At 33.5% G+C, this 26,029-nt stretch carries 24 protein-coding genes and 7 pseudogenes; 6 read left to right on the top strand and 25 right to left on the bottom strand.

Going from position 1 to position 26,029, the window contains the following annotated elements:
* Nucleotides 1–74: 74 nt before the first annotated feature.
* The 5 genes and pseudogenes from AAIE21_RS11060 to AAIE21_RS11040 form a co-directional block, all read right to left on the bottom strand.
* Nucleotides 75–734 (bottom strand): protein kinase family protein, encoded by a 660-nt coding sequence (locus AAIE21_RS11060; protein ID WP_343266808.1) that lies wholly within the window; start codon nucleotides 732–734, stop codon nucleotides 75–77.
* A 698-nt stretch (nucleotides 735–1,432) separates the two neighbouring features.
* Nucleotides 1,433–1,663, bottom strand: a pseudogene (locus AAIE21_RS11055) (transposase domain-containing protein); the annotation flags it as partial.
* Nucleotides 1,664–2,320: 657 nt separating this feature from the next.
* Entirely contained in the window at nucleotides 2,321–2,896 is a 576-nt protein-coding gene (locus AAIE21_RS11050; protein WP_343266806.1) for a hypothetical protein, read from the bottom strand.
* 204 nt (nucleotides 2,897–3,100) lie between these two features.
* Nucleotides 3,101–3,376: a hypothetical protein gene (locus AAIE21_RS11045; RefSeq protein ID WP_343266805.1), complete on the bottom strand. Its 276-nt coding sequence runs from the start codon at nucleotides 3,374–3,376 to the stop codon at nucleotides 3,101–3,103.
* Between the two features lie 125 nt (nucleotides 3,377–3,501).
* Complete coding sequence (locus AAIE21_RS11040; protein WP_343266804.1) at nucleotides 3,502–3,807, bottom strand: DUF3895 domain-containing protein; 306 nt, start codon at nucleotides 3,805–3,807, stop codon at nucleotides 3,502–3,504.
* Nucleotides 3,808–4,144: 337 nt separating this feature from the next.
* Here AAIE21_RS11040 and AAIE21_RS11035 point away from each other — a divergent pair.
* A pseudogene (locus AAIE21_RS11035) lies at nucleotides 4,145–4,327 on the top strand (SunI/YnzG family protein); the annotation flags it as partial.
* Between the two features lie 405 nt (nucleotides 4,328–4,732).
* On the opposite strand, the gene AAIE21_RS11030 reads toward AAIE21_RS11035, so the two are convergent.
* The 7 genes and pseudogenes from AAIE21_RS11030 to AAIE21_RS11000 all read right to left on the bottom strand — a co-directional run bounded on the left by AAIE21_RS11030 (nucleotide 4,733) and on the right by AAIE21_RS11000 (nucleotide 11,219).
* Nucleotides 4,733–5,572: a YitT family protein gene (locus tag AAIE21_RS11030; protein ID WP_098492145.1), complete on the bottom strand. Its 840-nt coding sequence runs from the start codon at nucleotides 5,570–5,572 to the stop codon at nucleotides 4,733–4,735.
* A 590-nt stretch (nucleotides 5,573–6,162) separates the two neighbouring features.
* Nucleotides 6,163–6,477, bottom strand: coding sequence for a hypothetical protein (locus AAIE21_RS11025; RefSeq protein WP_098492144.1), 315 nt, complete (start codon nucleotides 6,475–6,477; stop codon nucleotides 6,163–6,165).
* A gap of 370 nt (nucleotides 6,478–6,847) precedes the next feature.
* Nucleotides 6,848–7,045, bottom strand: a pseudogene (locus tag AAIE21_RS11020) (transposase domain-containing protein); the annotation flags it as partial.
* A 150-nt stretch (nucleotides 7,046–7,195) separates the two neighbouring features.
* A complete protein-coding gene (locus AAIE21_RS11015; protein WP_343266802.1) occupies nucleotides 7,196–7,615 on the bottom strand; it encodes a hypothetical protein in 420 nt (139 codons plus the stop codon).
* Between the two features lie 469 nt (nucleotides 7,616–8,084).
* Nucleotides 8,085–8,552, bottom strand: coding sequence for a DUF6985 domain-containing protein (locus tag AAIE21_RS11010; protein WP_343266801.1), 468 nt, complete (start codon nucleotides 8,550–8,552; stop codon nucleotides 8,085–8,087).
* A 192-nt stretch (nucleotides 8,553–8,744) separates the two neighbouring features.
* A pseudogene (locus tag AAIE21_RS11005) lies at nucleotides 8,745–9,083 on the bottom strand (Rpn family recombination-promoting nuclease/putative transposase); the annotation flags it as partial.
* Nucleotides 9,084–9,257: 174 nt separating this feature from the next.
* Nucleotides 9,258–11,219, bottom strand: a complete 1,962-nt coding sequence (locus tag AAIE21_RS11000; RefSeq protein ID WP_343266800.1) for a bifunctional metallophosphatase/5'-nucleotidase — start codon at nucleotides 11,217–11,219, stop codon at nucleotides 9,258–9,260.
* 158 nt (nucleotides 11,220–11,377) lie between these two features.
* Here AAIE21_RS11000 and tnpA point away from each other — a divergent pair, with 158 nt between their 5' ends.
* Nucleotides 11,378–11,635, top strand: a complete 258-nt coding sequence (gene tnpA / locus AAIE21_RS29585) for an IS66 family insertion sequence element accessory protein TnpA (RefSeq protein ID WP_481858670.1) — start codon at nucleotides 11,378–11,380, stop codon at nucleotides 11,633–11,635.
* A gap of 50 nt (nucleotides 11,636–11,685) precedes the next feature.
* Here tnpA and AAIE21_RS10995 read toward each other — a convergent pair whose 3' ends face one another.
* The 4 genes from AAIE21_RS10995 to AAIE21_RS10980 all read right to left on the bottom strand — a co-directional run bounded on the left by AAIE21_RS10995 (nucleotide 11,686) and on the right by AAIE21_RS10980 (nucleotide 15,923).
* Nucleotides 11,686–12,519, bottom strand: coding sequence for a DUF3974 domain-containing protein (locus tag AAIE21_RS10995; protein WP_343266799.1), 834 nt, complete (start codon nucleotides 12,517–12,519; stop codon nucleotides 11,686–11,688).
* A gap of 24 nt (nucleotides 12,520–12,543) precedes the next feature.
* Entirely contained in the window at nucleotides 12,544–13,653 is a 1,110-nt protein-coding gene (locus AAIE21_RS10990; protein ID WP_343266798.1) for a toxic anion resistance protein, read from the bottom strand.
* Between the two features lie 212 nt (nucleotides 13,654–13,865).
* Complete coding sequence (locus tag AAIE21_RS10985) at nucleotides 13,866–15,302, bottom strand: class I adenylate-forming enzyme family protein (protein WP_343266797.1); 1,437 nt, start codon at nucleotides 15,300–15,302, stop codon at nucleotides 13,866–13,868.
* A gap of 39 nt (nucleotides 15,303–15,341) precedes the next feature.
* On the bottom strand, nucleotides 15,342–15,923 hold the full coding sequence (locus AAIE21_RS10980; protein ID WP_343266796.1) for an O-methyltransferase: 582 nt from the start codon (nucleotides 15,921–15,923) through the stop codon (nucleotides 15,342–15,344).
* Between the two features lie 317 nt (nucleotides 15,924–16,240).
* Between AAIE21_RS10980 and AAIE21_RS10975 the strand changes: the two genes are divergently transcribed.
* Nucleotides 16,241–16,399 carry a hypothetical protein gene (locus AAIE21_RS10975; protein WP_098492135.1) on the top strand — a complete coding sequence of 53 codons (159 nt, stop codon included), beginning with the start codon at nucleotides 16,241–16,243 and terminating at the stop codon, nucleotides 16,397–16,399.
* 53 nt (nucleotides 16,400–16,452) lie between these two features.
* Here the strand turns inward: AAIE21_RS10975 and AAIE21_RS10970 are convergent, their stop codons facing one another.
* The 5 genes from AAIE21_RS10970 to AAIE21_RS10950 all read right to left on the bottom strand — a co-directional run bounded on the left by AAIE21_RS10970 (nucleotide 16,453) and on the right by AAIE21_RS10950 (nucleotide 21,693).
* Entirely contained in the window at nucleotides 16,453–17,322 is an 870-nt protein-coding gene (locus tag AAIE21_RS10970) for a sigma-70 family RNA polymerase sigma factor (RefSeq protein ID WP_343266795.1), read from the bottom strand.
* Nucleotides 17,323–17,338: 16 nt separating this feature from the next.
* A complete protein-coding gene (locus AAIE21_RS10965; RefSeq protein ID WP_343266794.1) occupies nucleotides 17,339–18,622 on the bottom strand; it encodes a phytoene desaturase family protein in 1,284 nt (427 codons plus the stop codon).
* 136 nt (nucleotides 18,623–18,758) lie between these two features.
* Nucleotides 18,759–20,399 carry a family 14 glycosylhydrolase gene (locus tag AAIE21_RS10960; RefSeq protein WP_343266793.1) on the bottom strand — a complete coding sequence of 547 codons (1,641 nt, stop codon included), beginning with the start codon at nucleotides 20,397–20,399 and terminating at the stop codon, nucleotides 18,759–18,761.
* Nucleotides 20,400–20,640: 241 nt separating this feature from the next.
* Nucleotides 20,641–21,144 carry a GNAT family N-acetyltransferase gene (locus AAIE21_RS10955; RefSeq protein WP_343266792.1) on the bottom strand — a complete coding sequence of 168 codons (504 nt, stop codon included), beginning with the start codon at nucleotides 21,142–21,144 and terminating at the stop codon, nucleotides 20,641–20,643.
* A gap of 240 nt (nucleotides 21,145–21,384) precedes the next feature.
* Nucleotides 21,385–21,693: a luciferase domain-containing protein gene (locus tag AAIE21_RS10950; RefSeq protein WP_343266791.1), complete on the bottom strand. Its 309-nt coding sequence runs from the start codon at nucleotides 21,691–21,693 to the stop codon at nucleotides 21,385–21,387.
* Nucleotides 21,694–21,985: 292 nt separating this feature from the next.
* Here AAIE21_RS10950 and AAIE21_RS10945 point away from each other — a divergent pair, with 292 nt between their 5' ends.
* The 3 genes and pseudogenes from AAIE21_RS10945 to AAIE21_RS10935 all read left to right on the top strand — a co-directional run.
* The gene (locus AAIE21_RS10945) at nucleotides 21,986–22,627 is read left to right on the top strand and encodes a cupin domain-containing protein (protein ID WP_343266790.1); all 642 of its coding nucleotides are present in this window, start codon (nucleotides 21,986–21,988) and stop codon (nucleotides 22,625–22,627) included.
* A gap of 390 nt (nucleotides 22,628–23,017) precedes the next feature.
* Complete coding sequence (locus AAIE21_RS10940; protein WP_343266789.1) at nucleotides 23,018–23,293, top strand: TIGR04197 family type VII secretion effector; 276 nt, start codon at nucleotides 23,018–23,020, stop codon at nucleotides 23,291–23,293.
* Between the two features lie 41 nt (nucleotides 23,294–23,334).
* Nucleotides 23,335–23,460 (top strand): annotated as a pseudogene (locus tag AAIE21_RS10935) (DUF3958 family protein); the annotation flags it as partial.
* A 5-nt stretch (nucleotides 23,461–23,465) separates the two neighbouring features.
* On the opposite strand, the pseudogene AAIE21_RS10930 reads toward AAIE21_RS10935, so the two are convergent.
* From AAIE21_RS10930 to AAIE21_RS10915, 4 genes and pseudogenes are all read right to left on the bottom strand, one after another.
* Nucleotides 23,466–23,801, bottom strand: a pseudogene (locus tag AAIE21_RS10930) (N-acetylmuramoyl-L-alanine amidase); the annotation flags it as partial.
* Nucleotides 23,798–24,028: pseudogene (locus AAIE21_RS10925) on the bottom strand (BhlA/UviB family holin-like peptide). The pseudogenes AAIE21_RS10930 and AAIE21_RS10925, both read right to left, overlap by 4 nt.
* 290 nt (nucleotides 24,029–24,318) lie before the next feature.
* Entirely contained in the window at nucleotides 24,319–24,918 is a 600-nt protein-coding gene (locus AAIE21_RS10920; protein WP_343266788.1) for a C1q-like domain-containing protein, read from the bottom strand.
* A gap of 310 nt (nucleotides 24,919–25,228) precedes the next feature.
* Complete coding sequence (locus AAIE21_RS10915; RefSeq protein ID WP_343266787.1) at nucleotides 25,229–25,498, bottom strand: ArpU family transcriptional regulator; 270 nt, start codon at nucleotides 25,496–25,498, stop codon at nucleotides 25,229–25,231.
* Nucleotides 25,499–26,029: the final 531 nt, after the last annotated feature.

Genomic DNA, 26,029 nt, shown 5'->3' with positions numbered 1-26,029 from the left:
CATATCTAAAATGTACGGTCCTTTTGTTTACTAATGGTTCACTTATCTAACCTAAAGATAAGTATGTGGTCCTTTTACAATTTGAATTTCTTTTTAAGCTTCTTATATTTTCTATATGAACGTCTAGCAATGTTTAACATGAAATACGGTATTTTAACAGGGAAAGGCAATTTATAAATGAAAGGCAAGTAAAATGTAAAATATGCCTTTTCTAGGTCTCTCCACTTACTATCTTCTTTTGTTTTTAAGAAATCAGATACATCGACTACATACCCCCTTCCGTTTTCCATCATCACATTTTTCCCGTGAACATCACAAGGAGTTAATCCTTGTTCCCTTGCATACTCTAAAGCTTCATTGATATCAAGGATTACCTGCTTAGGAATTTTAATCCCCTTATGAATAGCATTGTATAAGGTAATTTCTTTTAAACGTTTCAACACTATGAAATTTTCTCCTTTATATATAAGCTTCGAATAAGAAGGATGATTTCCGATTCTTCGGTATACTTCTGACTCTTTTTCAATTCCTTCTCCTTCTCGCGCGTAAACTTTCACTACCCAATCTTTGTATTCTTTGTGCATAAATACTGCGGCATAATTACCTGTCCCTAAACACTTCCAAAGTCTAGGAATATCTTTAACTACTACAGGTTCGAATTCATTCTTACTTCTTATGCTTACCTCTTTTAATAATTCGTCCTTTATCAATCCCACAAAACTATTTATACTCATCATTTCCACTCCGGTTTTGCTAAAAGGGGCCCACCCCATGCCCATCAACTTAAGAAAACAGACTCACCCCAAAACGAAAAAATGAGCTTAATTCTCATATATAACTGTCGAGAGATAAAATTTTTGTTTTGGTGGTGCTTCAAAATATTAGCTTGATGGCGATGTGATGCTACCCCTTATTAAAGATTTATTATAATTTCCTACTAATGTAACACGACTAATTTATTACTTTAGAAAAAATAATTAATTCGTTATTAAACTAAAAGACTCTGTTCAGTTTAATTTTATTTTCAACAAAATCAACTAAATTAGGGTATGTTGACGTATAAGCAAATCCTTGAGGTGGCGTAAATGAAAAATCAGATTTCAATTTTTTTAATTCAATCGGAACTTCAAGTTCAAACAAGCGCTCTATGTAGAAAGCATATTTCCCGTTTTCGCCATTGTTAAACCGGTCATCACCAGCAGCAAGCTCTTCAACCTTATTAGGATACTCAATCGGTAGACTAACTTCTGCAATATATTTTAGTGCTGATGTTGGGGATGATTCATAAATCCAAAACGCTTTATTTGATTTTTAGGTTTATAATTTCTAAATTCATTTAACTTTTTTCTCTCTCTTATTTTTTTACAATATACTGGTTTAATACTAATAAATATTTCATTTTGCAACTTGTTTCCTTCTTTCTAAGTAAACGTCAAGTAACTCCAAAATATACAATAAAAGTTGATTTTTGAGTTATTTTTTTGTTTGCTTCACTTTTCTTCGGTACTCTGCAACTAGATAGTAAATCCATTGACCACGGCAAGACTTTATCAATTTCTTTTTCAATGTTTAAATCGATGTTGGGAAGCGTTTCAAACAAATAACGAAGATAATGATAGGGACTTAGATTATTCTCTTTTGCAGTTGCAACCACACTATACAGGGGTACCGCCACATGCTCATCAAGCTAAAAAGGAAAAACCCCCCATGCCTATCAACCTAACAGAACAGTTTGCCCCCAAAACGATAAAAATGAACTTCGGCGCTATAAAAACACAAAATTTCCGTTTAGGGGGTACTTTAAAATCTTAGCTTGATGGGTATGGGATTCGTACAGTATTATCATTGATAAGTGATTTGCGAAAATCACAAAAAAATATATTTGCGATTGTATGTGAGTCTTTAGTTCTAATAGGAATTATATCTTATTACTTACATAATAAATAATATTATCCCTTGAATAAGTTTCAATATTCCGTCAATAATATAGATACCATAATAATTTCTCCGTCCCCCTGGAGAGCCTTGAGCAGTTAGCTTTTGCTAGCTGCTCTTTTTGGTTACACTCACCATTAGTAACCATTACAATTACATCTTTTAATATAGGCGCTCGATTAAATCGAGTTGTTATACCCATTACCCTAGAAAACTAGGGTTTTATTTTGTACAAAATGAAATTTTTATTAACTATGTAACTTTTGTCACATCTCCACCGACAAGCCTATGTTAATATTTCTTTTCGTGTTGTCACAATCTTTCTTCCTTTTAAATCTATCAAATGATTTCAACGATATCCCTTCTTTCAAATACTGTTAGATTTTCAAGAGATTGATGGATACCAAGAAAATTTTGTATCACTATCAAGTGGTTTATTCCGAGTTTCCTTTTTGATTAGGCTGAACCATTCGTTTAATATTTGAGCTTTTGGTAATTGAGAGGCGGGGTCGTCTTCCCAGATGATGTGTGAAAACCATACCTTTGTTTCCCATTCAAATTGCAATTCTGCAAACGAGATTGTAGGATGGTCCGCTTCAAGAAATTGCTGGTTTACTGCATCTGAAACTTCCGAAGCTTGTGGTAACAACTGGTTCTTAATTCTTTCTCTAATCGCCTGATCTTCTAACTGATTCCAAAAATACAATTGTCCATTAATTTGATAGAAAATATCAAAAGAAGCTTCACCTTTTTTAAAATTAACCAAAATAAAAGCACGTTCCACATTATTGTCAGCAGCTTTTACAGTATTGACGATTAAATTTTGTGCCATTGATACCCAATAACTATTTGCTTCTTCTATTGGAGATTCAACATATAATTCTTCATTTAATTCATTGAGGGTTGCCTCACGTTCGTTTACTTGTTCCACCTTTTTGAACAACCTACTAAAAAAGCCCATAATTTCTCCTCCTCTTTGCTGTTTCCGTATATTGTATTTTAATAATTAGACAATATTGACAATGCAATCATATCATTTCTAGTTGTAGGTTTCGAATAAAGTTTGATCAGATGTTGGTTTGAAATAAAGTTTAATCTAAAAGCTCTCCTTTACGGAAAGCTTTTAGATTTATAAATATATTTAAGAATAAAACTTTAATTATATTTACTCTTCTTCATCTTCATAAAAACCAAACAATTTTCCCTCTTCATATTTATACTTTCTTCCGAGATTACTTATATCTCTTTCTATTTCTAAAGTCACTATATACTGCTCTTTATCCTTGGAATCAGCAACTGATTTTTTCAAATCAACAACTGTCACTTTATCATATTCATACGTTTTTGAGTAAGCTCTTATTTCTTCAATCGTGCTTGTTAATTCTTCATTATCTCCACGATAAACATCAATTACAATTTCATTTTTATATTTTTCAATCATAGTTCTATCCTTTTCATTATTTTAAATATAATGGGAATTGAGTGCTTCTACTACTATCTGCCGCATTAATAATTACAGATATCTTTGAGGAAGGAGTTTTCTGTCGGAAAAACGATAAAAGAAACTTATTCTTTCATTTTATATACCCTATCTCTTTTCTCATCATTTTTTATAAAAGTAAGCTTCCCTTCAGTAACAAAACCTTCTAGAATTAAGCATACTTGTCCGTAAACTTTAGGCTTATCGGTTGTGAATCTTTCATCTGGTATTTTACCAGATAGTATTAATTTTCCGCATAGCTCCAATGCACTTATTTCTTCAGAATTAAGCAATTCCAAGATATTTTTCTGCAGTGGCGATAAAGAGACTTGTATTTCAGCAACCTCCACTGTATTCTCTTCAAATAGATCTTCAAATGAAATTTGATTCATCTCATCTTTTCCTTTCTAATAATGACCTTTTAAAGTATTAACTGTTGTTCAACCCTACGATAACTTTCAAAATCTAATTAAAGTAGATCAGTATTTATCAGGTTACATTGGTCAGATATTCTTCATAAATTTAGCTTCAAGTAGTATGTTTTGATTATACCGAATATACGTTCTGCTATCTATTCAGGTATTCGTTAAATGGAAATTTTAAAGTGCAGCTGAAGTTTGTCATCTGCCTATTTCTTCATTTTACAAAGACGTAAACTTATAGAAATAGATTTTATTCATACCGATAGAAATTCCATCCATAAATCTAATATGGAAAGGTTTTGGTAACCTGCTAGGTATTGATATAAGAAAGACAGAAGAAGAATTACTTATTACATGGCAATTAGCAAAGATTCGTATTCCATTAAGTGAAATTATTGAGGTTACCGAAGATATTACGTATGCTGATGTTGAAAAAGCAGATGTAATCCGCATTGGAACAGCATACAGCACAACAGATCGTATTGTAATGTAGATTTAGAATAAAGATTGAATAATAATACCCAACAAGCGAACATTTTACGCTAAATAAAAAGAATCTATTTTGAAAAAAGATTGTTCAAAATAGATTCTCATATTTTAGCATTTAGATTTAGTTTCTTAAAAAATTGAACATGTTCTGCCTTTTTGTTAAACAATAGCTCTCTATAATGGATTAAACAAATATAAACCGAACTTTTATATATAGTGTAATATAACTCTTCAGTTTAAACCTTCAGGTAATCTCCATCCGAAAGACAACTTTTTCACAAGAGAATTGTTAAAATACGAAACCATTAATAAGGGGCTTATTCTGCCTGTAGATTAGTAAATAAAGCATGTAGATATCTATCGATTACAACTCTACAAATTCTACCTCTTTTTAAGCAACCTCTTATTAAGCCTTAGAAATATCTACAAATCCTTCTCCGAATACATCACGAACATCGTGTATAGCGATGAAAGCATTCGGATCAGTAGATTGAACAATCCGTTTTAACTTTATTACTTCTTGCTTATTAATAACAATATAAAGAATGTCCTTTGGGGTTTTTGTGTAATAACCATGACCTGAGTATACGGTAACCCCTCTGTCCATTGAGGTAGTCACCTGTTTGGCAATTTCATTCGGTTTATCAGAAATAATCGTAATGGCCTTTTTCGGATTCAAACCTTCGATCACAAATTCCATCACTTTCGTTCCTACATATAGCATTATAATTGTCAGCATCAGCTTTTCTGCACCAATGATGAAATAAGATGAAAAAGCAACTATTAAATCAAAAAACAATAGACCATAGCTAATGCTCCATCCTAAATATTTATGTGTCATCCTTGCTAAAATGGTAGTACCTGCCGTTGTTCCGCCAACCCGAATGATTAGACCAATCCCACACCCTATAAATACTCCGCCAAAAATGGCATTAACCAACAATTCATTCGAAGCAATATTCCAGCCTTCTGTCAGATGAAGAAAAAGCGAGTTGGTAACTACAGCAATAATCGTATAAATCGTTGTTACCTTATTCAAAAATTTATAGCCAACTATTAACAGAATCGCATTTAGAATTAAGTTGACTAAACCTGGTGACCACTCAAATAAATAGTAGGTTATAATCGTGATACCAGTTACGCCTCCTTCACCAAGTTCGTTCGGGATAACAAACAAATTCACACCTAACGCAAAAAGGAATGCGCCAATAATAATAAAAATAATGTCTGTGGTTCTTTTTTTCATACAGTACCTCACTTCTTATAAAAATATTTATTCAGGCATAAACTCTCACCATTATATCGTGGAACATTTAAATCGAACAGTGGTTTGTTTTTATTTTAATATAGGATTCTAATCAAACTTTATTCTAAATCTACATGTAATTAAAACATTAAAACAAAATTATTTATTATGTCCTACAAATAAAGTCTCGATTTTACATGTAATTCACGCCTAAATATTACTATGTATACTGAATGACGCAAAGTTCTATTTAAAAACAAAGATGCGAAGCCATAGAATAGACTTCGCATCAAGCATTTGATCACAGCAATTTATATGAAATTATATACCTGCTTATACCTCAGTATGTTGTTTACCACGTATGTCACACATTACTTGTAACCCATTTTTTATAACGGAAGTGGAACAATACACCATCCTCGGTATTGCTTACAATTTCGGTTTGTAGATTCTAATACTATCATCACTAACTTCAACTGTTATCCTCTTAATTGACTTCTATCTTCCATCCCCCACACTTATTTCATTTGATACATCTGTACACTCGCTTAGTGAATTTTATCATACCTATGATTCACTATTCATACCCCTTACTTTGAATCGTAACTTTCAAATAGCATAGTCTTTCCTTTGTACTCAACAACCTCAATGCGAGAACCAATGTCTAAACGTTTGTATACTTTCTTACTTACGCTACCTGTGTGCGTTTCACCATCTACTTTGTACTTGATTTCATAAGTCTTAAATCCTCTAGGTGTGTACTCTTTCATGTCTACGACTTCCGCTATACTTGACTTACCATGTTGTCTGACTTGTATCTCGTTGTACGTTCCTACCCCTATGAGTAGGAACGTACACACTAGAAACACTACAATACAACCAATTCTAAACCGTTTCTTTTTCAATATAATACCCCTTACTTTACATCGTAACTATCATACATAATTGTCTTTCCTTTGTATTCTAGTACTTCTATTTTAGAGCCTTTGTCTAACTTCTTGTATAACTCTTTATCTATATTACCTAAGTAAGTCTTATCTTTTATTTTGTACTTGATGTCATAGGAGTTACCTCGCATAGTTGAATATTCTTTCTTATCCACTACTTCTACTATTACTGGTTTACCATATTGTCTGACTTGAAACTCTTCTATTGTATGTTTACCTACAAAGATGATAGCACCAATGATAAATACTGAAATACAAATAACTATTAACCGCTTCTTTTGTAAACGTCAAGTAACTCCAAAATATACAACAAAGATTGATTTTAGAGTTACTTTTTGCTTTCTTCACTTTTTTTCGGTACTTTGCAACTAGATGGTAAATCCATTGACCACGGTAAGACTTTATCAATTTCCTCTTTATTGTTTAAATCGATATTGGGGAGCGTTTCAAACAAATATCGAAGATAATGATAGGGACTTAAATTGTTCTCTTTTGCGGTTTCAACCACACTATACATGATGGCACTTTTTTGTTTTGGGGCCGTTATACAATTCTTAAGTTGATGGGCATGGGATAGATCCAGTTTTACTTAAAATAGTGTTGTACTTCTATGATAATTGATAGGTTGAATTCATAATGTAATAGATAAATATGACCAAACAAAATAGTATGCCCCTTAAATACTTTTAATAAGTTTTATTTCCTCAATAAAGAATAATACTAAGTGCATAGCGTTTATTACAAACCATAACATGAAATTTGAGTTCTTTACAGTCTTCAACTGATTTGACTTTGTATCAGACAATTCTATCTTTAAAGACGCTAATATAATAGTGTTAGACATAAAACCTAACAATATAAATCCAAATAAAGGTAAGTTTGTTATAGCACCTATTACCATAATTCCTATGTATACTATAGTTAACTTCTTAATATACTGTTTATCTTCTTTTAACTTCTCTATATCTTTACTTTTAAACCGGTCTCTTACTATTCTTACAAAGACAATACTTTGAAATACCAGTACAATTATACTTACAAAGATAAGAAACAAAGCCTCAACATGATTTTCAATTAAGTTCCCTATACCGTTCATTTCGTCTGTCCCCTTTTATTTATGTAATATTGACTTTAGTACTTGAAAGTAAAAGTATGCCCCTTCTGAGATAAGTCCACCTCTATACAGAGAGAACAATAGGTTTCGAAAAGAATCCGCCCAAACTGACTTCTTAAATTTAGGTGTACCTTTAAACTTGAACCTTATCTCTACTTTACAGTACCCTATCAGTATAAAGTTAGTTAGTTTACTTAAACCTGTGAATAGTAAAAAGTAATGTTTAACCGCAAAATGAATGAGTGAGATGCTGATAAATAATATGTTTACAGATAATGCAATCCGTATAATCTTTTCTAAACGGTTAAATCTTTTGACTCCCTTGTCTATATCCAATATATGTGATGCAACGTATAATGTAAGTACCACTTGAAAGAATCATGCTATTGTGTTTACGATGTTATCTATGTCTATATACATTAAAGACATTCTCCTACCTTCATACATTAAGCTAAGCATAATTCCAATCTTTTCCGACATCACAATCCCCATATGGATTTATTCCATTAAATGCTCCGACATACATAACTTTCTCACTGCGAATTATCCATTCCATGCCATGTTCTTCTTCCCATGTGCAATTTAATTCTAAATCAATGACGGGTTCAGATTTATTTTTAGGCTTCGGAATACATATAGTATTTGGTGTAATATAAGGTAGAACATCTGTCGGTTTAGAAAATTCTATAATATCTTCACCTATATCATCAAGAAATTCATTACAGTATCTAATAGATGCTTTACAAAGTTTATTTATCAGTTCCTCACTTAAAGAATTTAAGTATGTTATACACAGTTCTGCGTATTCGATATCTGCATCTTGGTCTATGTATACCAGAATATTTTGATCAAATAATTCGAAATAGGCTTCTCCTTCTAATTCGGAATATTCATTGGCTTTAAGGTTTTTAATAGCCACTTCATTTAATACCTCCTTTAAATTGAATTTTTATATTATTTTATCACATAAGTAGTCACTATTTTTTAAGGTTATTAACTAACTATATTTGACGCTTACTTTGTATGCATTTATAAAAGGGGGTTTGCTTCATAACAAAAGAACCGCTTCTGAATAGTTACCAGAGCGGTTCTTTTGTCATAGTTGCATGCATTATAATAATATCTTTCGGATTTCTTCTATGTTTAAATCTGTGAATTTTGCAATGTCTTCTAACGGCATTCCATTCTTATGCATACCACGAATTAATTGGGCTTTCCCTTTTTCCAGACCTTTTTCTAAACCTTCTTCACGAGCATGCGCTAATTTAGCTTGTTCATCTAGAAGTAACCTCTCGCGTGCTTCATAAGCTGTTCGGAAAGATGAGTCGTGACTCATATTTTCCCATTTATTCATTGCTTTTTATAAAATTGGATCTTGATTCATTACAATCTCCTCCAATGTTTGAGTTACATGTTCATCTTCGTGTGCTGGTAATAATAACATCCAACGTTCATGATACTTAAGTTCTCACCGTAGGAACTACGGGCAGAGCCTGCTAAGATAACTGGTGGATACATCGGTGTTCGCAGGAATCTCACACTTCAAACAAACCGCAAGGTCGTTAAGTGGGGGTAGTTCAAAGTCAATTATTACTTCTTCCCTTTCCCTAAAACAATCTCAGTATTAGATTTTCTCTTTATTTTTAATAATCCTATTAAGTTTTTTGTAAAATTCACCTTTTGTTTTTACATGTTTAAACTGATTTGGATTAATATGAGCTTTTTGAGAGAGTGCTACAATCTCTTCTTTTGTAATTGAATCTTTAGTATTAATAGATGCTATATTTGTATATTTTCCATCTTCTGTTTTTGGAATTTCTAAAATCCCTTTATTTACGAGATTCACTACAGCCTTATGCTCTGAAGAATGTGTGTCAACACCGGTAATTTTCCAATTATGCATAACTTTTGGCGTGTATACACCATTCTTTACTTCTTTTAAATATGTAATAGCAAGGTTACGAATGGTTCCACCTGTTTCGCCAAATGCATTCTCTTGTTTAGATGACCAAATCTGTTCAAACTTACGTCCCTCTAAAGCCCCTCCTTTTGCTTGAAGAGCCTCCATTCTATAGGCATTCATTCCCAGAGTCATAACATCGCTTATTTTGATGGGTTTATTTGTACGAATAGATCGTAAATTAGTAATTCGACTTCCATATGGTTTTGTTAAGTCAATTTCGTATTTTACGCCTCCAAAAAAGTCATTCGTGCTATATTTAGACGCACGGCGCGTTTTATCAAAGCTAACTGTTACATCTCCGGCACGAGATGTGTTAAAATATCCCGCCGCCCACTCCATATAATCTTTTAAATCTTTTCCAGTTATCTTATATACTGTAATTTCTCCCAAAGCATATTGGTAATTATACGCAATATCTTTCTTCTTAATAGGGCCTACATCTAAACGAGCATTATCGTTATCAATTTGATGGGCTACTACATCTGCTTTGCTGTAATAGAGCATGACTTCATGAAAAAAATCTGATAAAGGTGTCTCTTGAATTTGTACACTTGGAATACCCTTTATTTCATTTTCAGGAACAAGATTTCTACCCTTTAATTGAGCGACAACAACATTTGCATCTCCTCTCGCATACTCGTGAAAAGGTGTTAGTGTTGCTTCAAGTGCAGGATCAGATAATACCGTTGTTCCATCAGCATTTTTTACAGGTATAGCAGTAGCTGTTTTATCTTTTAAAACCAGCTTCCCATCTTTCTTTGTAAAAGTAAGGTCAATACGTGAGATATGCGTTCCATATTTGTCTGGTTCTGTAATAATAACACCATTTACAACTTCTTTTTTAACAAGTTTATGCATATGAGCTGCAAAAATAGCGCTTATTTCCGGACAAGCATTCGCAATATCTTGAACCCCAGTACCAGGGATCCCATTCTCATTTTCTAGTCCCATATGCATAACCCCTACCATTACATCTACTTTACCTTCTAATTCTTTAATTGCCTTTTTTGTCTCTTCTACTGGGTTTTTCACCACTAAACCAGCCAAATGATCTGTCCCTTTTTCAAAATCACTAATCATTGGTGTATTCATGCCAATAATCCCAACCTTAATTCCACCTTTTTCAACAATCGTATATGCAGGAAGAAAACGCTCTCCATTCTCCTTATAAATATTTCCTGCTAATGTCTTTCCCTTATATTGCTCACTAACTTTTTTCAATGTATCTAATCCAAAATTGAATTCATGATTTCCAAATGCCCAAGCATCATATCCCATTTCGTTCATTGCTACCATCATTGGAGACTGTGGCTTATCATTGAATAATTCTACTGAGTTCCCTTGAATTGTATCTCCGGCATCTAATAATATGGTATTTGGATTTTCTTGACGTACCTTCTTTATAACCGTATAAAGCTGCGTTAAACTTCCACTCATATTAGTACCATCAAGTGCATAATCCCAAGGCATAAACCTACCATGAATATCTGCAGTACCCAATAATGTAATATTAACATCAGATTCCTCTGCTTTAGAGATAACTGGTTTGATTGTTACTGCTACTCCAAGCAGTATAAAAATAACAAAATAACATACATGGCTCTTCCATCTCATTTTTGACATAATAGCAATGTTTCTCCCCTTTTTGTACTGTCATATAGTTTCGTGAACTTTAAAAATGTAACTTATTATTTGGAAAAATTCAACTACATAAGTAAGCGGAAAATATTCCCCACCTACTATTTGTAAATAACCCATGAGATAATCTCCTTACATACTACATGTGGAGGTTTTTTTATGAAAGACACCTATTAAAGAAAGAATGGGAAACTAATATTCAAGACTATAAAAACAGCGGATTATCAAAAGCTGCATGGTGTCAAAAACAGAACATAACGGTTTCTGCTTACAAATATAATTTTTCTTTTTCCCTCCTTCAAACACTACCCAAAACAGTAACACCTCTTGAAGTACTTGAAATTGAAAGCCTATATAAAGAAAAATTAGGCACGCGTAAGTTTGGATACAATTCAAATTAAATAATGAAATTAAGAAAACCTCTTGCGTAATGTACGCAAGAGGTTTTCTTTTACTTATTCTTAAATTTTTCCTTCGCCGCTCTCATCTTCACATTCAAATAATGATCAATGGAGTCTCGAATATCACGTTCTACTGCTTCCATTTCTTTTTGGAAGTTTTGTAAGTAAACTTGCAACTCTTCTTCTTTTTCTGGACGCTGTGAAGGCGGAAGTTGTGTAACCAATGATAACATATCGATTAAGTCTTTCATTAAGAACGTTTCAAGTTTGTGTTGTTGTTCAAACATGCGATGTTCTTGATAATATGGAAGAGCATTCAATACAGAAACTGTAATGTCATCAACTGTTTTTTGTAGTGACGGATTGATTGAGCGCTTATACGCTTGAATTGTATTTAATGCATCTGGATAACGGTCATAAAAATACAATTTATAAAACGATAGATCCGTTGGCTTAGATGATTGTTGTGATTCTTGTCTTAAGAAACCTTTCACTTTCATTACTGCTGCATCAATATCTTCATTCGTCACTTTTTTCGTTATTTTTGCCATAGCGTGTACTTTCTTTTGTTTATCCTTCGGTAACATAGAGAAGACTTGTTCTCTTGTACGTTGATTTGCTGTACAGAAAAGGGTATTAAATGCTTTTTGTTCCTTTTTCCCCTCAGTACGAATCCAACGATAAAAAAGTGGATGCTGCGTAAACTCTTGTAAAAACGGCGTTGATTTATTGGATAACTTTTCAATTGATTCATGTGCTCGTTTATACGGTTTCGCCCATGACAAGTAAAATTTCCTGCCAAAATAAACAAGTAAAACTACAGCTGTAAATCCTAGTAAAAGCAAAATCCCACCAATCATTAAAACAAATTCGAAGAAACCCATTTTTTCACCTCCTCTAATGCACTTTTATTTCTTTGGACGCTGAATGAGCTTCTGCTTCATTTCATCATTAAATGTGTCAAGTTCAATAACAAACTTCTTACTAGATTCAATAATGCGCTCTGACGATCTCTCAGATGCTTCAATCGCCGCAAATACATTTTGGAATGATTCACGCAATTTATCCATGCTGATTGCTGGATTTTCAAGCAGCTGCGTCGTTTCTTCTGTGTTTTGTTTTAAAGCCTGTGAATTACTTAATACCATCGATTCAATTGCTTCATTGGTCGCGTTAACTGCATCAATCGTTTTCCGTTGATTTGTTAATGCGAGCTGAATCGCTGCGGAAACAGTAACAACATTTTGCGTCATTGTAATTGCGTTACGAATTGCTTCTGTTAACTTTTCATTATTTTTCTTAATGATGTCTACAGATGCGATAGATTGCAGTAATACACTTTTTGCTTGCTGCATGTTACGCGTACGTACAAGGATTTTTTCTAACGCATCATTGATTAATGGAATATCCCTTTGACGATCTGGGTTTTGTTTTTCAGCCTCAAGCATCCCAGCCAGCTTTCGCCCTAGATACACTTGTTTATCAAGAGCATGAATTTTATCGTGTGATTGCTCTTTCAGCATCTCTAAGCCAACCGTATCTTCTTGGAGATTGTCACGCCCAATAAGTAATGATCTTATAATTTCTTCAATTTGTTTATCTATGGATTGATATTTATGAACATATGTTTCAAGTGGATTTTTCTTAAAAACTTTAAACATAAATTTCTTCATACCCGACGCTTTTAATGAATTAGGATCGAGTTCTGATACGACTTTACGCAATTCTAACAATGTATTTGGAATCTCTTCATTCTTCCCACTCATCATCGCAGTCACAGGACGTTTTAGTGCTGATAAAGTTTGTCCGGCTGCTTGCTGTTCTTTATCTCCTAAATCTCCAAGCTGTGATAATACTTTTGAAAGATCTGTATTTTGTTCACTATTTAATTTTTGTACATATAAATCAGCTTCTTTATTCAGTTCAACAAGTTCTTCATCTTTAATAACTGTATCAACAACCACTTCTACATTATCTTTCACTACTGATACAGATTCTTTTTTCTCTAATTCAGTCAACAAAATCGCTCCTTTATTTATATGTGCGAATTTATTTGCACTATATTTGATACCCCATGTATTTTCTAGTTAAAGTATCCTATTCAAAATAATCGAACAATGAATCCCCGCTTATGCAGTCATTCCCTGTTTCTTACCATAAGTATACCTGTTTCGTTCATTATTTTCCTCAGACTTAAGACCTAGAAGGCTACGTGCTGAAGGCGGATTCTTCACATGTTACACAGTTTATCGCTTAACAATTCAGCCCTCAATTTCATTTTATCTACCTTCCCATTCGGCTTCTTGGGTAAATGAGATAGTACAGTCCAATTTCTTGGTTGCTTATACGATATTAATTTTTGACGGCACTCTTTTTGAATATTGACTAATTCTCGAGAACATTCCTTTACAATAACAGCCCGTATAATTTCTCCACGATTCTCATCTTTTTCCGAAAACACTACTGCTTCTGTAACCCCGGTGATTCCAAGTAATACATCCTCTATTTCACCAGCGTACACAAAGCTTCCAGCAGCTTTTATAATGTCTCGGTCTCTACCTACTAAAACAATTTTCCCATCTTCTCTTTGGAAACCAATATCATGTGATGTTACCCAATCTTCTATGAAAGTAGCTTTTGTTTGCTTTTCATTTTCAATATATCCTTCAAAAGCCTGACCGGATCGAACAAATAATTTCCCAAAGTTTTCTTTATTAGTTACTACTCGTTCTTTTTTCTCATTAAAAAAGGCAATCTCTACATCTGGGAATGATATTCCTACTGTTTCAGGTGCAGTTCTTGCATCTTCTGGTGTTAACAGTGAGGCATAGCCCATTTCTGATGATCCGTAATATTCATACAAAAATGATTTAGGAAAACATTCCTCAAATTTTTGTCTTTGTATAGGCGATAATTTTGTCCCAACTGAAATCATACACCTCGGAATCATTTCCTGCACACTTCGTTTTTGCTTTGCATGACGAATTAAAGGTTCAATTAAAGCCGGTGTGATAGAAGCACACGATCCTTTCGCTTTTAAAAAGGTTTCTGGGGTGAACTTAGATAATAAAACAATCTCAGCTCCTATAGCTAATGCCTGAAGTGCCGGATATAGCTGGGCTGAATAAGATAAATGTAACGGAACTACTACACGATCGCTTTCAATTAGTGAAAATGCCTTACTCCACCCTTCAAAACTACAAGTCCATGATTGATGACTTTTAACAAACCCTTTCGGTGTACCTGTTGAACCTGAAGTATAACCAAAGAAGTATAACTCATCCTTCCTACTCACATGTCTAAAAGGGAATGGGATAGTATTAGGCTCAATTGTTTGACATAAAGTCTCTTTGGATGTGATAATCCAATTAGGCTCCGCACTACTTATAATTGTTTGCCATTCAATTTCTGTAACGTCTGGATGAACCGGCATTATAATTCCACCAATTTTTGAAACCGCAAGTGCATCTTGAATCCATTCCATACAATTTTCTAACTTGATAATAAAAATATGTCCTGGTATCGCTCCGTCTTGCATAAGAGCTGATGCGCGATTTGAAACATATTCCGCCAATTCTTTGTAAGTCCATCTTTTATGTTGTTCCGAAAGCGCAACGCGATTAGGATATTTTTGCGCCTGTTCATAGAAATAAGAATGTATACGCATTTTTTATTAAATCTCCTTGTTGAGTATGACTGTATCTCTTCATTTTTTTCTTGCTACAAACGCTCCTTTTTGAAAAGCTAGTAACACAGTTTCAAATATCTCGTCTTCTTCAATCATCTGAATAAATTCCGCTAACTCTTCTGTATGTGAAATTGCATTGTCAATTACTAGAAATCCTTTAGGCTCTAATATTCGTTTTATATTTTCCCACCACCACATGTATTGCGTACGCTCTGAATCTAAGAAAATAAAGTCAAATGAGCGATTCACTTGTGCATCTAAAAATGCACCAGCTTCCTGGTTATGAATATCAATACGACGTCTAAGACTTGCTTTTTCAAAATTCACAAGCGCCTCTGCAACACGTTCCGAAGAAAGTTCCACGGTTGTAACGATTCCTTTTGTTTCTTGCACAGCATTTGCAAGCCATATTGTGGAGTATCCATTCGATGTCCCAATTTCTAATATCCTTTGAGCGCTACATCCTTTCACTAAAATGGATAAAAACTGTCCCATTTCTCGAGAAATATTTCTTAATCTTTCTTCTCGCTTTTCTTTTGTCCGATCATATTCTTTTCCGTATTTTTCAAGTTCTAGCAACAATGATTCTATATGATGCATTTTATTCATCGCCTTTCCAAGCAAATTTAATAAATGATCAAAATTGATGAGAAACTTGATTATGTTTGTCTACCTTTCATTATATGCTAAATGAATAAGTTTTTCCTGTTATAAGACAAAGAATTGAATTTTTTGGTAGCATATTGTTTTGTTTTTTGGTAAAGTTAATTTCTACGTGCAATCATTCCATTCACATTATTTTACAATCAAAACGCAATTATAAAATCATTTTAATCGGTATTTCAAATTAAAGAAGCGCCCTTTTGGGACGCATTTTCTTTTGTTTATAACTGTAAGTAAGAAAGGATGCTTTAAACATGAACGTGATTAATTTAGAAGCTGCTAGAAAACGTAAGCAGCATAAAAAGCAAATGATAACTATACCGATTATTAAACGTATTTATGAAGAGGACGGAGAAATCAAATTCGAGGTATTAGGTGAAAAAGATGTTCCTCTTGAAATGTTAGAGAAATAAATTACATGTTCTTAAATTGAAGACGCATTTCTGTTGAAATGCGTCTTTTCAGCTTATACATTTCGATTTAAATGAATAAGCTTTTCTGGATTCACCATCATGTAAATAGATGCTATTTTCTCTTCTTTAAACTCAAACGAAAGTACATACGTAGCGCGATTATTTACATTTACAATAATTCCTGGTGTACCATTTACCATTCGAATTGCAATGGAATGTTCTTCTGGCAACTTCTTAGTAATTCCTAAGAATAAGCGTATGATTCTTTCAGAAGTGTGAATTGGTTTAAGAGCCGTTGTAACCTTTCCTCCACCATCTGATTTGAATACCGCATCAGTTTTTAAGATTTCTAGCATAGCCTGAACGTCTCCTCGTTGTATCGAAGTAACGAACTGTTCTACATATGTGGCCACCTGCTTCGTACTTAACTTTGAAGCTTTCGGTTTATCTACTATACTCTTTCTAGCCCTGTGAAAAATTTGACGACAATTCACGCTACTTTTTTCAACAATTAATGCTATTTCATCATAATCGTAACCAAAAACTTCTCGTAATATAAATACAGCCCGTTCAACTTCAGATAACTGTTCCAATAATAAAAGATATGCTGTAGACATAGACTCTTTCATTATATATGTCATTGAGGGGTCATCACTTTCTTCAACAAGTGGTTCCGGTAACCAGGTGCCAACATAAATGTTTCGCTTGTGAGTTGCTGAACGCAATTTATCGATTGAACGATTTGTAACCATCTTGCATAAATACGCTTTTATATTATCGACAGGACCTAATTCTTCTGTTTGACTTAATGAAAGAAATGCATCATGAACAATATCTTCCGCATCCATAACACTCCCGAGCATACGGTAGGCTAAAGAAAATAATAAAGGTTTATATGCTTGATACAATTGTTCCGTTTCCACATCACATAACCCTCTTTCAATTTGTGACTTTACCTCGTTCTAAAATTTGTAGTGCTGCTTGTTTACCACTAGAAACCGCAGCGTCAGCTAATAATTCATCCTGGCCAGCCCAATCTCCTGCAACGTATACTCCTGGCATTTCAGGAATAATAGGACCTGGATTTTCTATACGACCAATATGCGGAAAATCATAAACAACTGTTATTTTAGGCAAATATTGTTTTACAACTAATTCCTGTTGCCAATTCGGGTGTAATAAATCCATTATATGTTCTAACATAATTTTATCTTCATTATAGTTACTAACTTGTAATGTAGGATTATGGTATTTTATCAATCCTACCACTATTGTTCCATCATCACTTAACTTAGCAGATCGCGATTGATTCGTAAAAAATACAGGTTGGTCTAAACCTAAAGCAAATTGATGCGATAGATTAGGCAAATTTTTTAAACCAAGATCTAACGAAGCAACTGTTACTGGCACTGACTGTTCTTTCCATATATGCAGCGCAGTATCTTTTGCACCCTTTACAATTTTACAAGCCTCTTTTGGTGGTATAGTAATGACAACTGTAGGGACTTCAAATATTTCGTCACCAGAACAGCGTATTCTTTGAATATAATCACAGTGTTCAATTTCAACTACATTTTTATTAGTCATAAATTGGACTCCAGCATTCATAGCTTCATCTCTTAGTTTTGTTATAATTGTCTCCCAGCCACCATCTACATAAAGAACTCCTTCTTTCATTGATCGTTGTATTTGTTTTAATACGGAAGATGCTAGCTGTATTGTCGGAGCATATGTGTAGGTTGTTGTTCGGCATAATGCATAAAACATATTTCTTACCATGGGATCTTTAATTTCTTTTTCTGCCCATACACTGAGACTCATTTTAGGAACTGTATGCAAATCTAATTTTCCTAGCTTTAACATCAAATGAGAAAATTGTATTTTAGCTGGCCATGAAAGTAATGGTGTAGATAAGATTGACCGAAAATCTGTCGGCACTGCATATACATCATTTTTCCATATACCATGCGCACTAGTTGAAGGTATGCCTCCTGGAATCTGGATCCCCAGTTCCTCAAAAGTTGATATCGCTTCTCCTCCGCGATATAAGGCGTGTGCCCCGAGATTCATAAGAACGCCGTTTCTATTCGTAGTTATTGCTCTTCCGCCAAAACGACTTGATTTTTCTAATACAACTACTTTTTTCCCTTCTCTAGCTAAATAAATCGAAGCTGTTAATCCAGCAAGGCCCCCGCCTACAATTGCTACATCAAACTTTTTCATATCAATCCCTCCTTGTTGTTCTACACACAAGACGAATGAAAAGAAAAAGATGTGACATTTTTGAAAAGCATTTTTATAAACAAAATTAAAAATCCCTCCATATCATTTTAGAGGGATTTCAGTTAACATAATATAATTACCAGTAACTTATATACTCAGTAGAATTTATTGGTACTGGAGTCCAACTTTGTTGTGTAGTTTGCCATGATTTAATCGTTCCATCTTTACTTTTAATAAATGCTTTAAATTCTATATTTCTTTTAGCTGGCAATACAACATTTCCTCGCCAATCATTATTATGAGAATCATAATATAATTGAATTGGATATTGTTTCGTGTCCCAACTTCCTAATTCCGCACGATTCCCAATAATATAAACAGTATCTCCTATTGTTGTAGGAGTATTTTTTACTACAATCGTTTGCATAACAGGGGTCACACCTAATAAATCCTTAAATCTCCCCATTAATGAATTGTTGTACATTACATCTTGATAACGAAGTAACGTAAATCCAGAGAAATTATAATTAAAGGTCATTTCTGCAACTCTGTTATACTCAGCCTCATTTCCTATACTTAAAGCATTTTCACCATTTAGTACAATTCCCTTTTGATTAGCTAATGTTGCAATATCTTGTACTAATGTTCTAGGCATTGAATATTCTGGATAACTACCTTTGTCTATCATTTCTAGACAAGTAAATGTTACATCTAACTTTGCGCTTTTGAAAGCATCGAGTAAATGGCTATAATTATTATAGCCTGCTGGCCTTTCTGCTCCGTGAGGTATAACTGGATTATTATATTGCCAATGTACTCCTGCAATCTTTGCGCCGATTGGTACTTGAAAACTTGGATCAAAAGCATTGTGTGCCAATTCACCAATTAATTTTGTATGACTTTCTAAAACCCCTTGATACCATTCTAAATAATCTTTTCCATATGAAGAATTATATCCATTCTTTAGAAACAGTTCCCCCTCATTTGGTGGTAAAATTTCTAAAACAGAAGTAAGTTTCGTACTCCACGCTTCGTTCACTTCATTTAAGGAATTATATTTACTTAATACCCAGGAACGGAATTTTGATTTTGCAAATTCTGTATACGCTTGAAACTTTCCACGTGATGGATAACCGCTTCCATCAGCAGATGTGTAAGAAGGATATCTTAGCTCTCCTGCTGGTCCCCCAGATAAATATATCTTTGCGATTACATCTTTATAGGGTTTCATAGCTGCTGCGAATGCTGTATATAGTTCACCATATTCCTTTTGAATTACATCTGAAGCAAGTGGATTCAATGTTTCTTTATTAACGGTTCCGATTTCAGATTTAAAGTAAAGACTATCATCATTTTTTTGATTCCATACCCATGAAGGAATTGGTGTATTACAATCATCTCCAACATTTCCACCACACTGATGTGTAGAAATAATAGGAATCATTTTCATACCTGCATTTCTTACCGATTGAGCAAAACGCTGTGCGTATGAAAAATCAAATTGCTGATCCCCCTTCTTTTCCATATCTCCCCACCAAAAATCAACAGTAATAGCATAAAAACCATTTTGTTTTGCCCACCTTAAATCATTTTCAAATGTCTCCCAATTTGTTACTTCCGGAATCTTTTTTAATGGCGCCATTAAGTAAGCTTTGTAATCCGGATTCATTCCTTTTCCATTTACAGCCGCAAAACTTGTTTGTGGAATTAATAGAGCTACAAATAACATCAAGACAGATAAAATGACAATACAATAATATTGAAACTGTTTTTTCATCTCTTTTCTCCTTTTCCCTTTTTTAAATTTGCAAAATATTTATGTATCCGTTTTCATTATAAACAAAAACGCAATCGTTTGCATGAAAATATTGCATGATATTAAACTAAAATAAACAAGCTAGATTAATTAACTTGTTTATTTTAAAATTCGACTACAGATTATTCATTTTTATATAAAAATATCATTTCTCGTTTTTACTGAACTTGTTACACTACTTTTATAATACTTCACTAAAATATCAAGAAATCCTTTTACCAAGAATGATTAAATCCCTTTCTATTCCATCTAATTCTGCAACGTTAGGCAAATGCGCCCACTTTTCAAAATCAAAACACCAAAATAACTGAAGACTAGCTTTATTATGAGCAAATATAAACGCTAATAATGTTTTAATATTGAGCTTCGGACAGGTATCTAACACTTTTTGTATGATATATTTACCTATCCCCCTACCTCTATGCAGTTGATGAATGTATATACTTATTTCAGCCGTTCCATTATAAGCAGGTCGACCGTAAAAGGATTGAAAACTAACCCATCCGTATATCTCTCCTTGAGATTCTATTACCCATAGAGGTCTAAAAGAAGGTGAATGTTCATGAAACCATTGTTCCCTGCTCGTAACAGTAACAGGTACTGTATCAGCAGTTACCATTCTACTTGAAATAGTTGAATTATATATATCTACTATACTAGATAAATCACTAATTTTTGCATCTCTAATCTTAATATCTTCTTTCATAAACAACTCATCCCCCTGGTAAATATACTATTTTTTCATATATTAACTAAATTTTTACATACAATTCAAACATGAATTGTAATAAATCTAATTTTTTTCTTTTTATCTCAAGTATTTACGTATCATATTTATTCTTACACTTTAGAATCAAAAAATAAGCAGAATTCCTCTGTCATAAAAAAATAACTAGGTATTTATACCTAGTTATTTTGTAAATGGAGTACCAACTTCAATTTTTCTCTAATTTTTTACAAATCTATCATACTGCATCCGAAACAGTTCAATAACAAACGGAAGATCCTCTTCACTTTTTATGTGATAACTGATCCATCCTGACTCAGGTAACACATGATGCGGGCGTGCTAATCCTTGATTTACTAATTCATCCCGTTTTGATTTTGGAAAAGGAAGGTCAGCTAATTTGTCACCATGAAGATGACCTAACTCTTTCTTTTTATAATTTAATTCAATACCACCAAAGCGATGTGGCTTTTCAGAAACACCCTCCCAGCTCAGGACTTCTTTTCTAATCATTTCACTATATGACATAACCATTCACTCCTTTATCATTTGGATGTAAGAATAATATACATTTTCTCTTTAAACGTTACATCACTCAAAGGTATGAATGGATTTACGAAAATAGTTTGATATTTGAAAGGTAAATGAAGTTTGTGCTTTTTCATAAAAAAACATCATTCATTCGCCCTAATTCCTATTATATAAAAAATATTCATTGTATACGAATAGGTACCACCAATACTGCACACTAAAATAACTAGACTCATATCCTAATCCGTATACTTAACCCTATTTCAAAACGGAAAGGCAGGATAAACAAATGACTTCTTATATAGATTACACTTCTCCCTCTGTCCGTTTCACTCATGATCTAAGTACGAGTAATTTTTTTAAAAAGGATGAGCAAAATTATATAAATGTACTTGGGATTAAACAATTAAATACATTAGACAATACATCTTTATTAGATATTTTTCTAAGCACTGGTAATGTCGTAGAGCCTCATGTACATCAAAATGCTGCTGAACTGGTTTACTGTATTTCAGGAGCAGCTGTCGTTTCCTTACTTAACCCATTTACAAATCAAATTCTTAATCTTCCTATTAAACCAGGTCAAGTTGCCAACGTACCTCAAGGTTGGTGGCATTATGAAATCGCCTCTGTAGACAATACACATTTATTAGCAATTTTTAACGCTCCTACACCAGAAGTTATATTTGGTTCGGATATTTTAAGACTGACACCATCAAATGTAATGTCTCATACTTATTGTCTCGATGAACAAGAGTGGAAGAAAGCAATATCCCCTATTCAATCAACTACCGTAATTGGTCCTCCGGCAAACTGCACTCAAAATCGAAATACTATGTACAATACACCACATCAAAACTCAACCTATCCAGAGCAGCCACCTTCATACTACCAACAACAGTTTCCATTTCATCCATATTGGGGGTACTAACATTAGTATTCTATCCTTTATTTTTTCGTATTAACTACTTGATTAGACGCAATATATTCAGTGACATATCAGCGATATTTTAAATCTATTTCATGCATGTGTTAGCAAGTTCGTTTGAAAACTTGTTAGCACTTTTTTATATTTCTTCTATTATAATCTCCCTCCCCCCTTTTTTACCTCTATTATCTTGTCAGCCTGTTAAGAACTACGAGAAACACATATGACATAAACTGTATTTTTCCGAAGAAAATTTAACCATTTATTGTTATAATTATATCCGCATTATTTTTTCCAGGAGTGTTCCTATGAAGAACAATAAGATAATGGGCATACATACTAGGCACTCCCCTTCCTTAATGCGTTCACAAAAATATAGAAAGGATTTAAGCGATGGGACAATTTCAAAGTAATTTTCAAGCGGCACAACAAATCACTACTCAAATGAGGAATGCTTTGGATACTATCCAAAGTGCGAAAAATAAGTCTATTAAAAAGTCAACACATACTACGCTATCTGTTAACTCACATGCCCAAGAAGCACATCAACAAATGTTAGATTTGACGAAACAATTTTTCGCCGCCTTTCAACAAGCTGTCGATAATATTCATTCGGTAGCTAAAGAGTTTGAGAGAATGGATAACGAACTCCACAACACTTTTCGCTAATGTGACAACCTACGCTAAGGCAAAACGGTAGAAGGAAAAAGATGAGTCAAGATATTGAAAACCAAATCAAACAATTAAATCAAAAGTTACGAAATGTATTTGAAGAACAGGCCCGAAATCAATCCGTGATTCAAACTCATGAGCAAGCGGAAGCAGATTTTCACGAATGAAAAAGTCGAAGGAATCGTTTATTTGCTGCTAAACCTACACCATACGCAATATTACATGTATCCGCGATTTGAAGTGTTTCGTCCCAATCAACTGCATAATATACAAATGCATTATGCCATGTACGAGACTCATATTTTTGGATATTAATAGCTAGTGCTTCTGGCGTTGCAGTACTATGCGCCACAACACCCTCATATGCACCAACACCATAACGATATGGTTGTTTTGGTAAATCTGGAATAAGTAAAACTCTATCAGCAAATGCACTCGTAACAAACGAAAATAAAATAAGTACCATTGCAAAAACAGAAGTACACAGTTTCATTGTTTTCTTCATTGCACATCACCTTTCCCCAGGATTTTTTGTTTGATATCTGATACATCTTTTGATAGTGAACCAAAGGCCTTTGCTTGTTCTTCGATGACTTGTTGGTTTTTCTCAATGACCTTTTGATACTGTGCTCCGCGCTATTCATTCTTTTTTTGCGTAGTAAAAAGCATCCACACGAATAACGCTGCGAATGCTCCTTGTTGAATCATTGAATTGAAAATTTGTTCCTCCATTGTTCCCATCTCCTTTGGTAAAATAAAAAGAGAGACATTTGTCCCTCTTTCACCAAAATATATTTCTCTGATATCATTATGCCCGAACGCATAGAAAGAAAAAACTTAATCCAGCCTAGAATCCGGATATCTCGTGTAGCTCACGACTGACTAGACCTGAATGGATGGCTGTCGGTTTAGTTAAGTATTTAAGCATCTTAACTGAGTAAAGAATAAATAAGCTCTATCATAAGGTAGGGCTGGCAAAATAGGTTATCTTTATATAGTTCATAACATATCATTTATCTTTTTTATACAATCGGAGATGGAAATCTTGCAGCTTCAAAATGCGAACGGTCTTCTGCGCTACTAATAACTCCAGCAATACTACTCTGTGCAAATACCTCAACTTGGTCGCCTGCTTCTAATTGAATTATTGTGGAAACACTTACTGCGTTACCGAAGTTTATGGGGCCAAAAAAATCATTATCTATTGCAATTGCTGCATTTCCATTCACACGAATTTCTACCCGCGCTCTATAATTCAAGTTTGTGTCGTTTGGAAAGAAACCAATCTTAGCAATAACAGAATAAACCCCTCTAGTCTTCGGAATAAAAATTGACGTTTTTGGATTGTATTCATTCGCTAAATCGAATTGTTCATTTTGAAATAGTACCTTAACAAAAGTATTTGCTGGAAGATTTTGATTTACTGTATTCACAGCCCTAAAAGCGGACGCTCTTACTAGTTTCTCCTTCTTATCCTCACAACAACAATTTACATTTACATTTACAGAAGTTTTTTCTTCGTGCTTTTTATCGTATTTATCATAATTACTTTCTTTACAGCAATTATGATTTTTCTTTTGGTAACGCTCACAGTATTTACAGTAGTAAGAATGCAAATTCATCTTCCCTTCCTAATTAATCTATTTAATGCATAATATGCTAGATAGATTAGAAACGATTAGACAAGTTATTGATTTTTTATCTACTAGAATCAAAAGCCCTGCCACAGGCAGAGCAAATGTAAGATTGATTACACCACGTATCATACACAATCTATACAAACAGCACAAAAAGCCATAATTTCATTTTCATTAAAATAAAACCTTGTTTACATAATACCTAAAGCAGTAGCTATCAAACGGATAGCAATTTTTTTATTCTCGTAAAAATTATCACGTCTCATCATCAATTTGGTATAAATATATGAACCTTTCACTTTCTCATTCCCAAGTATTTTGGCTCAATTATCTGACGCTGATCATTATCAAGTGCATTTTGCAACGTTCTTTCAATCTGCTTAAACCGTATCTCATGCTTCTTATCATCTTTCATTTTTGGAAAAAGAACCACGCACCCTGCTTGCATTTGTTCTTCTTGATTCTTCATCCGGACGCATAGCACCTTGTAATTTTTTAGCTCTTTCACCACAAGCCGACGCATTTCTTTTTCATCGATGTCTCCAAAGAATGACAGTTGATTCATATGATACGCTTCCCCTCCGTTCGAAATTATTCTTTCAATAGATTATTTTATTGAGTATTACATCAAAAAACATTTATAAATGCTTGTTCAGTTATTACAACTTCTCAGCACGGTTGTTCCTTCTCTTCCTAAGCAGTAGTTGCCTAGGCAGTTTATTCTATTATTGAATACCCTATATAAAACAATAAAGAAAGGGTAATCACAATAAATAAATACTATAAAAGAAAATGTATACCAAAATATAAACGTTGTTGCTGCTCTTATCCACGTCTAAGTTGTCCTATTCCACCTACTTCTTCTATTCCACCGCAACTATTTGCCCAAATGTATTACCAAATGAATCACTTGAATGCACAGCAATAAGAGCAAATTTAGATGGTCAAGTGTTTCTGATAGATGAATTTCAAATTACTTCCCAAAATCAGTTGTTAGATTTTAATGCGGTAACAATTGTGAAAGTTTTACGGGAGACCCTGACGCTCATTTAACAACTGTAGAAGAACTAATTTATTTATTTATTGGATCAGTTCT

This window comes from Paenibacillus sp. 102 (genome assembly GCF_039549175.1).
In the GTDB taxonomy this organism is placed as follows: Bacteria; Bacillota; Bacilli; order Bacillales; family Bacillaceae_G; genus Bacillus_A.
This window is presented reverse-complemented; position numbering and strand designations above follow the sequence as displayed.

Bases quoted from the DNA above. Each gene is read 5' to 3' on its own strand.
- AAIE21_RS11060 (WP_343266808.1), bottom strand. From the start codon at position 734: ATGAGTATAAATAGTTTTGTGGGATTGATAAAGGACGAATTATTAAAA.
- AAIE21_RS11050 (WP_343266806.1), bottom strand. From the start codon at position 2,896: ATGGGCTTTTTTAGTAGGTTGTTCAAAAAGGTGGAACAAGTAAACGAA.
- AAIE21_RS11045 (WP_343266805.1), bottom strand. From the start codon at position 3,376: ATGATTGAAAAATATAAAAATGAAATTGTAATTGATGTTTATCGTGGA.
- AAIE21_RS11040 (WP_343266804.1), bottom strand. From the start codon at position 3,807: ATGAATCAAATTTCATTTGAAGATCTATTTGAAGAGAATACAGTGGAG.
- AAIE21_RS11030 (WP_098492145.1), bottom strand. From the start codon at position 5,572: ATGAAAAAAAGAACCACAGACATTATTTTTATTATTATTGGCGCATTC.
- AAIE21_RS11015 (WP_343266802.1), bottom strand. From the start codon at position 7,615: ATGAACGGTATAGGGAACTTAATTGAAAATCATGTTGAGGCTTTGTTT.
- AAIE21_RS11000 (WP_343266800.1), bottom strand. From the start codon at position 11,219: ATGTCAAAAATGAGATGGAAGAGCCATGTATGTTATTTTGTTATTTTT.
- tnpA (WP_481858670.1), top strand. From the start codon at position 11,378: ATGTGGAGGTTTTTTTATGAAAGACACCTATTAAAGAAAGAATGGGAA.
- AAIE21_RS10995 (WP_343266799.1), bottom strand. From the start codon at position 12,519: ATGGGTTTCTTCGAATTTGTTTTAATGATTGGTGGGATTTTGCTTTTA.
- AAIE21_RS10985 (WP_343266797.1), bottom strand. From the start codon at position 15,302: ATGCGTATACATTCTTATTTCTATGAACAGGCGCAAAAATATCCTAAT.
- AAIE21_RS10980 (WP_343266796.1), bottom strand. From the start codon at position 15,923: ATGCATCATATAGAATCATTGTTGCTAGAACTTGAAAAATACGGAAAA.
- AAIE21_RS10975 (WP_098492135.1), top strand. From the start codon at position 16,241: ATGAACGTGATTAATTTAGAAGCTGCTAGAAAACGTAAGCAGCATAAA.
- AAIE21_RS10965 (WP_343266794.1), bottom strand. From the start codon at position 18,622: ATGAAAAAGTTTGATGTAGCAATTGTAGGCGGGGGCCTTGCTGGATTA.
- AAIE21_RS10960 (WP_343266793.1), bottom strand. From the start codon at position 20,399: ATGAAAAAACAGTTTCAATATTATTGTATTGTCATTTTATCTGTCTTG.
- AAIE21_RS10955 (WP_343266792.1), bottom strand. From the start codon at position 21,144: ATGAAAGAAGATATTAAGATTAGAGATGCAAAAATTAGTGATTTATCT.
- AAIE21_RS10950 (WP_343266791.1), bottom strand. From the start codon at position 21,693: ATGTCATATAGTGAAATGATTAGAAAAGAAGTCCTGAGCTGGGAGGGT.
- AAIE21_RS10945 (WP_343266790.1), top strand. From the start codon at position 21,986: ATGACTTCTTATATAGATTACACTTCTCCCTCTGTCCGTTTCACTCAT.
- AAIE21_RS10940 (WP_343266789.1), top strand. From the start codon at position 23,018: ATGGGACAATTTCAAAGTAATTTTCAAGCGGCACAACAAATCACTACT.
- AAIE21_RS10920 (WP_343266788.1), bottom strand. From the start codon at position 24,918: ATGAATTTGCATTCTTACTACTGTAAATACTGTGAGCGTTACCAAAAG.
- AAIE21_RS10915 (WP_343266787.1), bottom strand. From the start codon at position 25,498: ATGAATCAACTGTCATTCTTTGGAGACATCGATGAAAAAGAAATGCGT.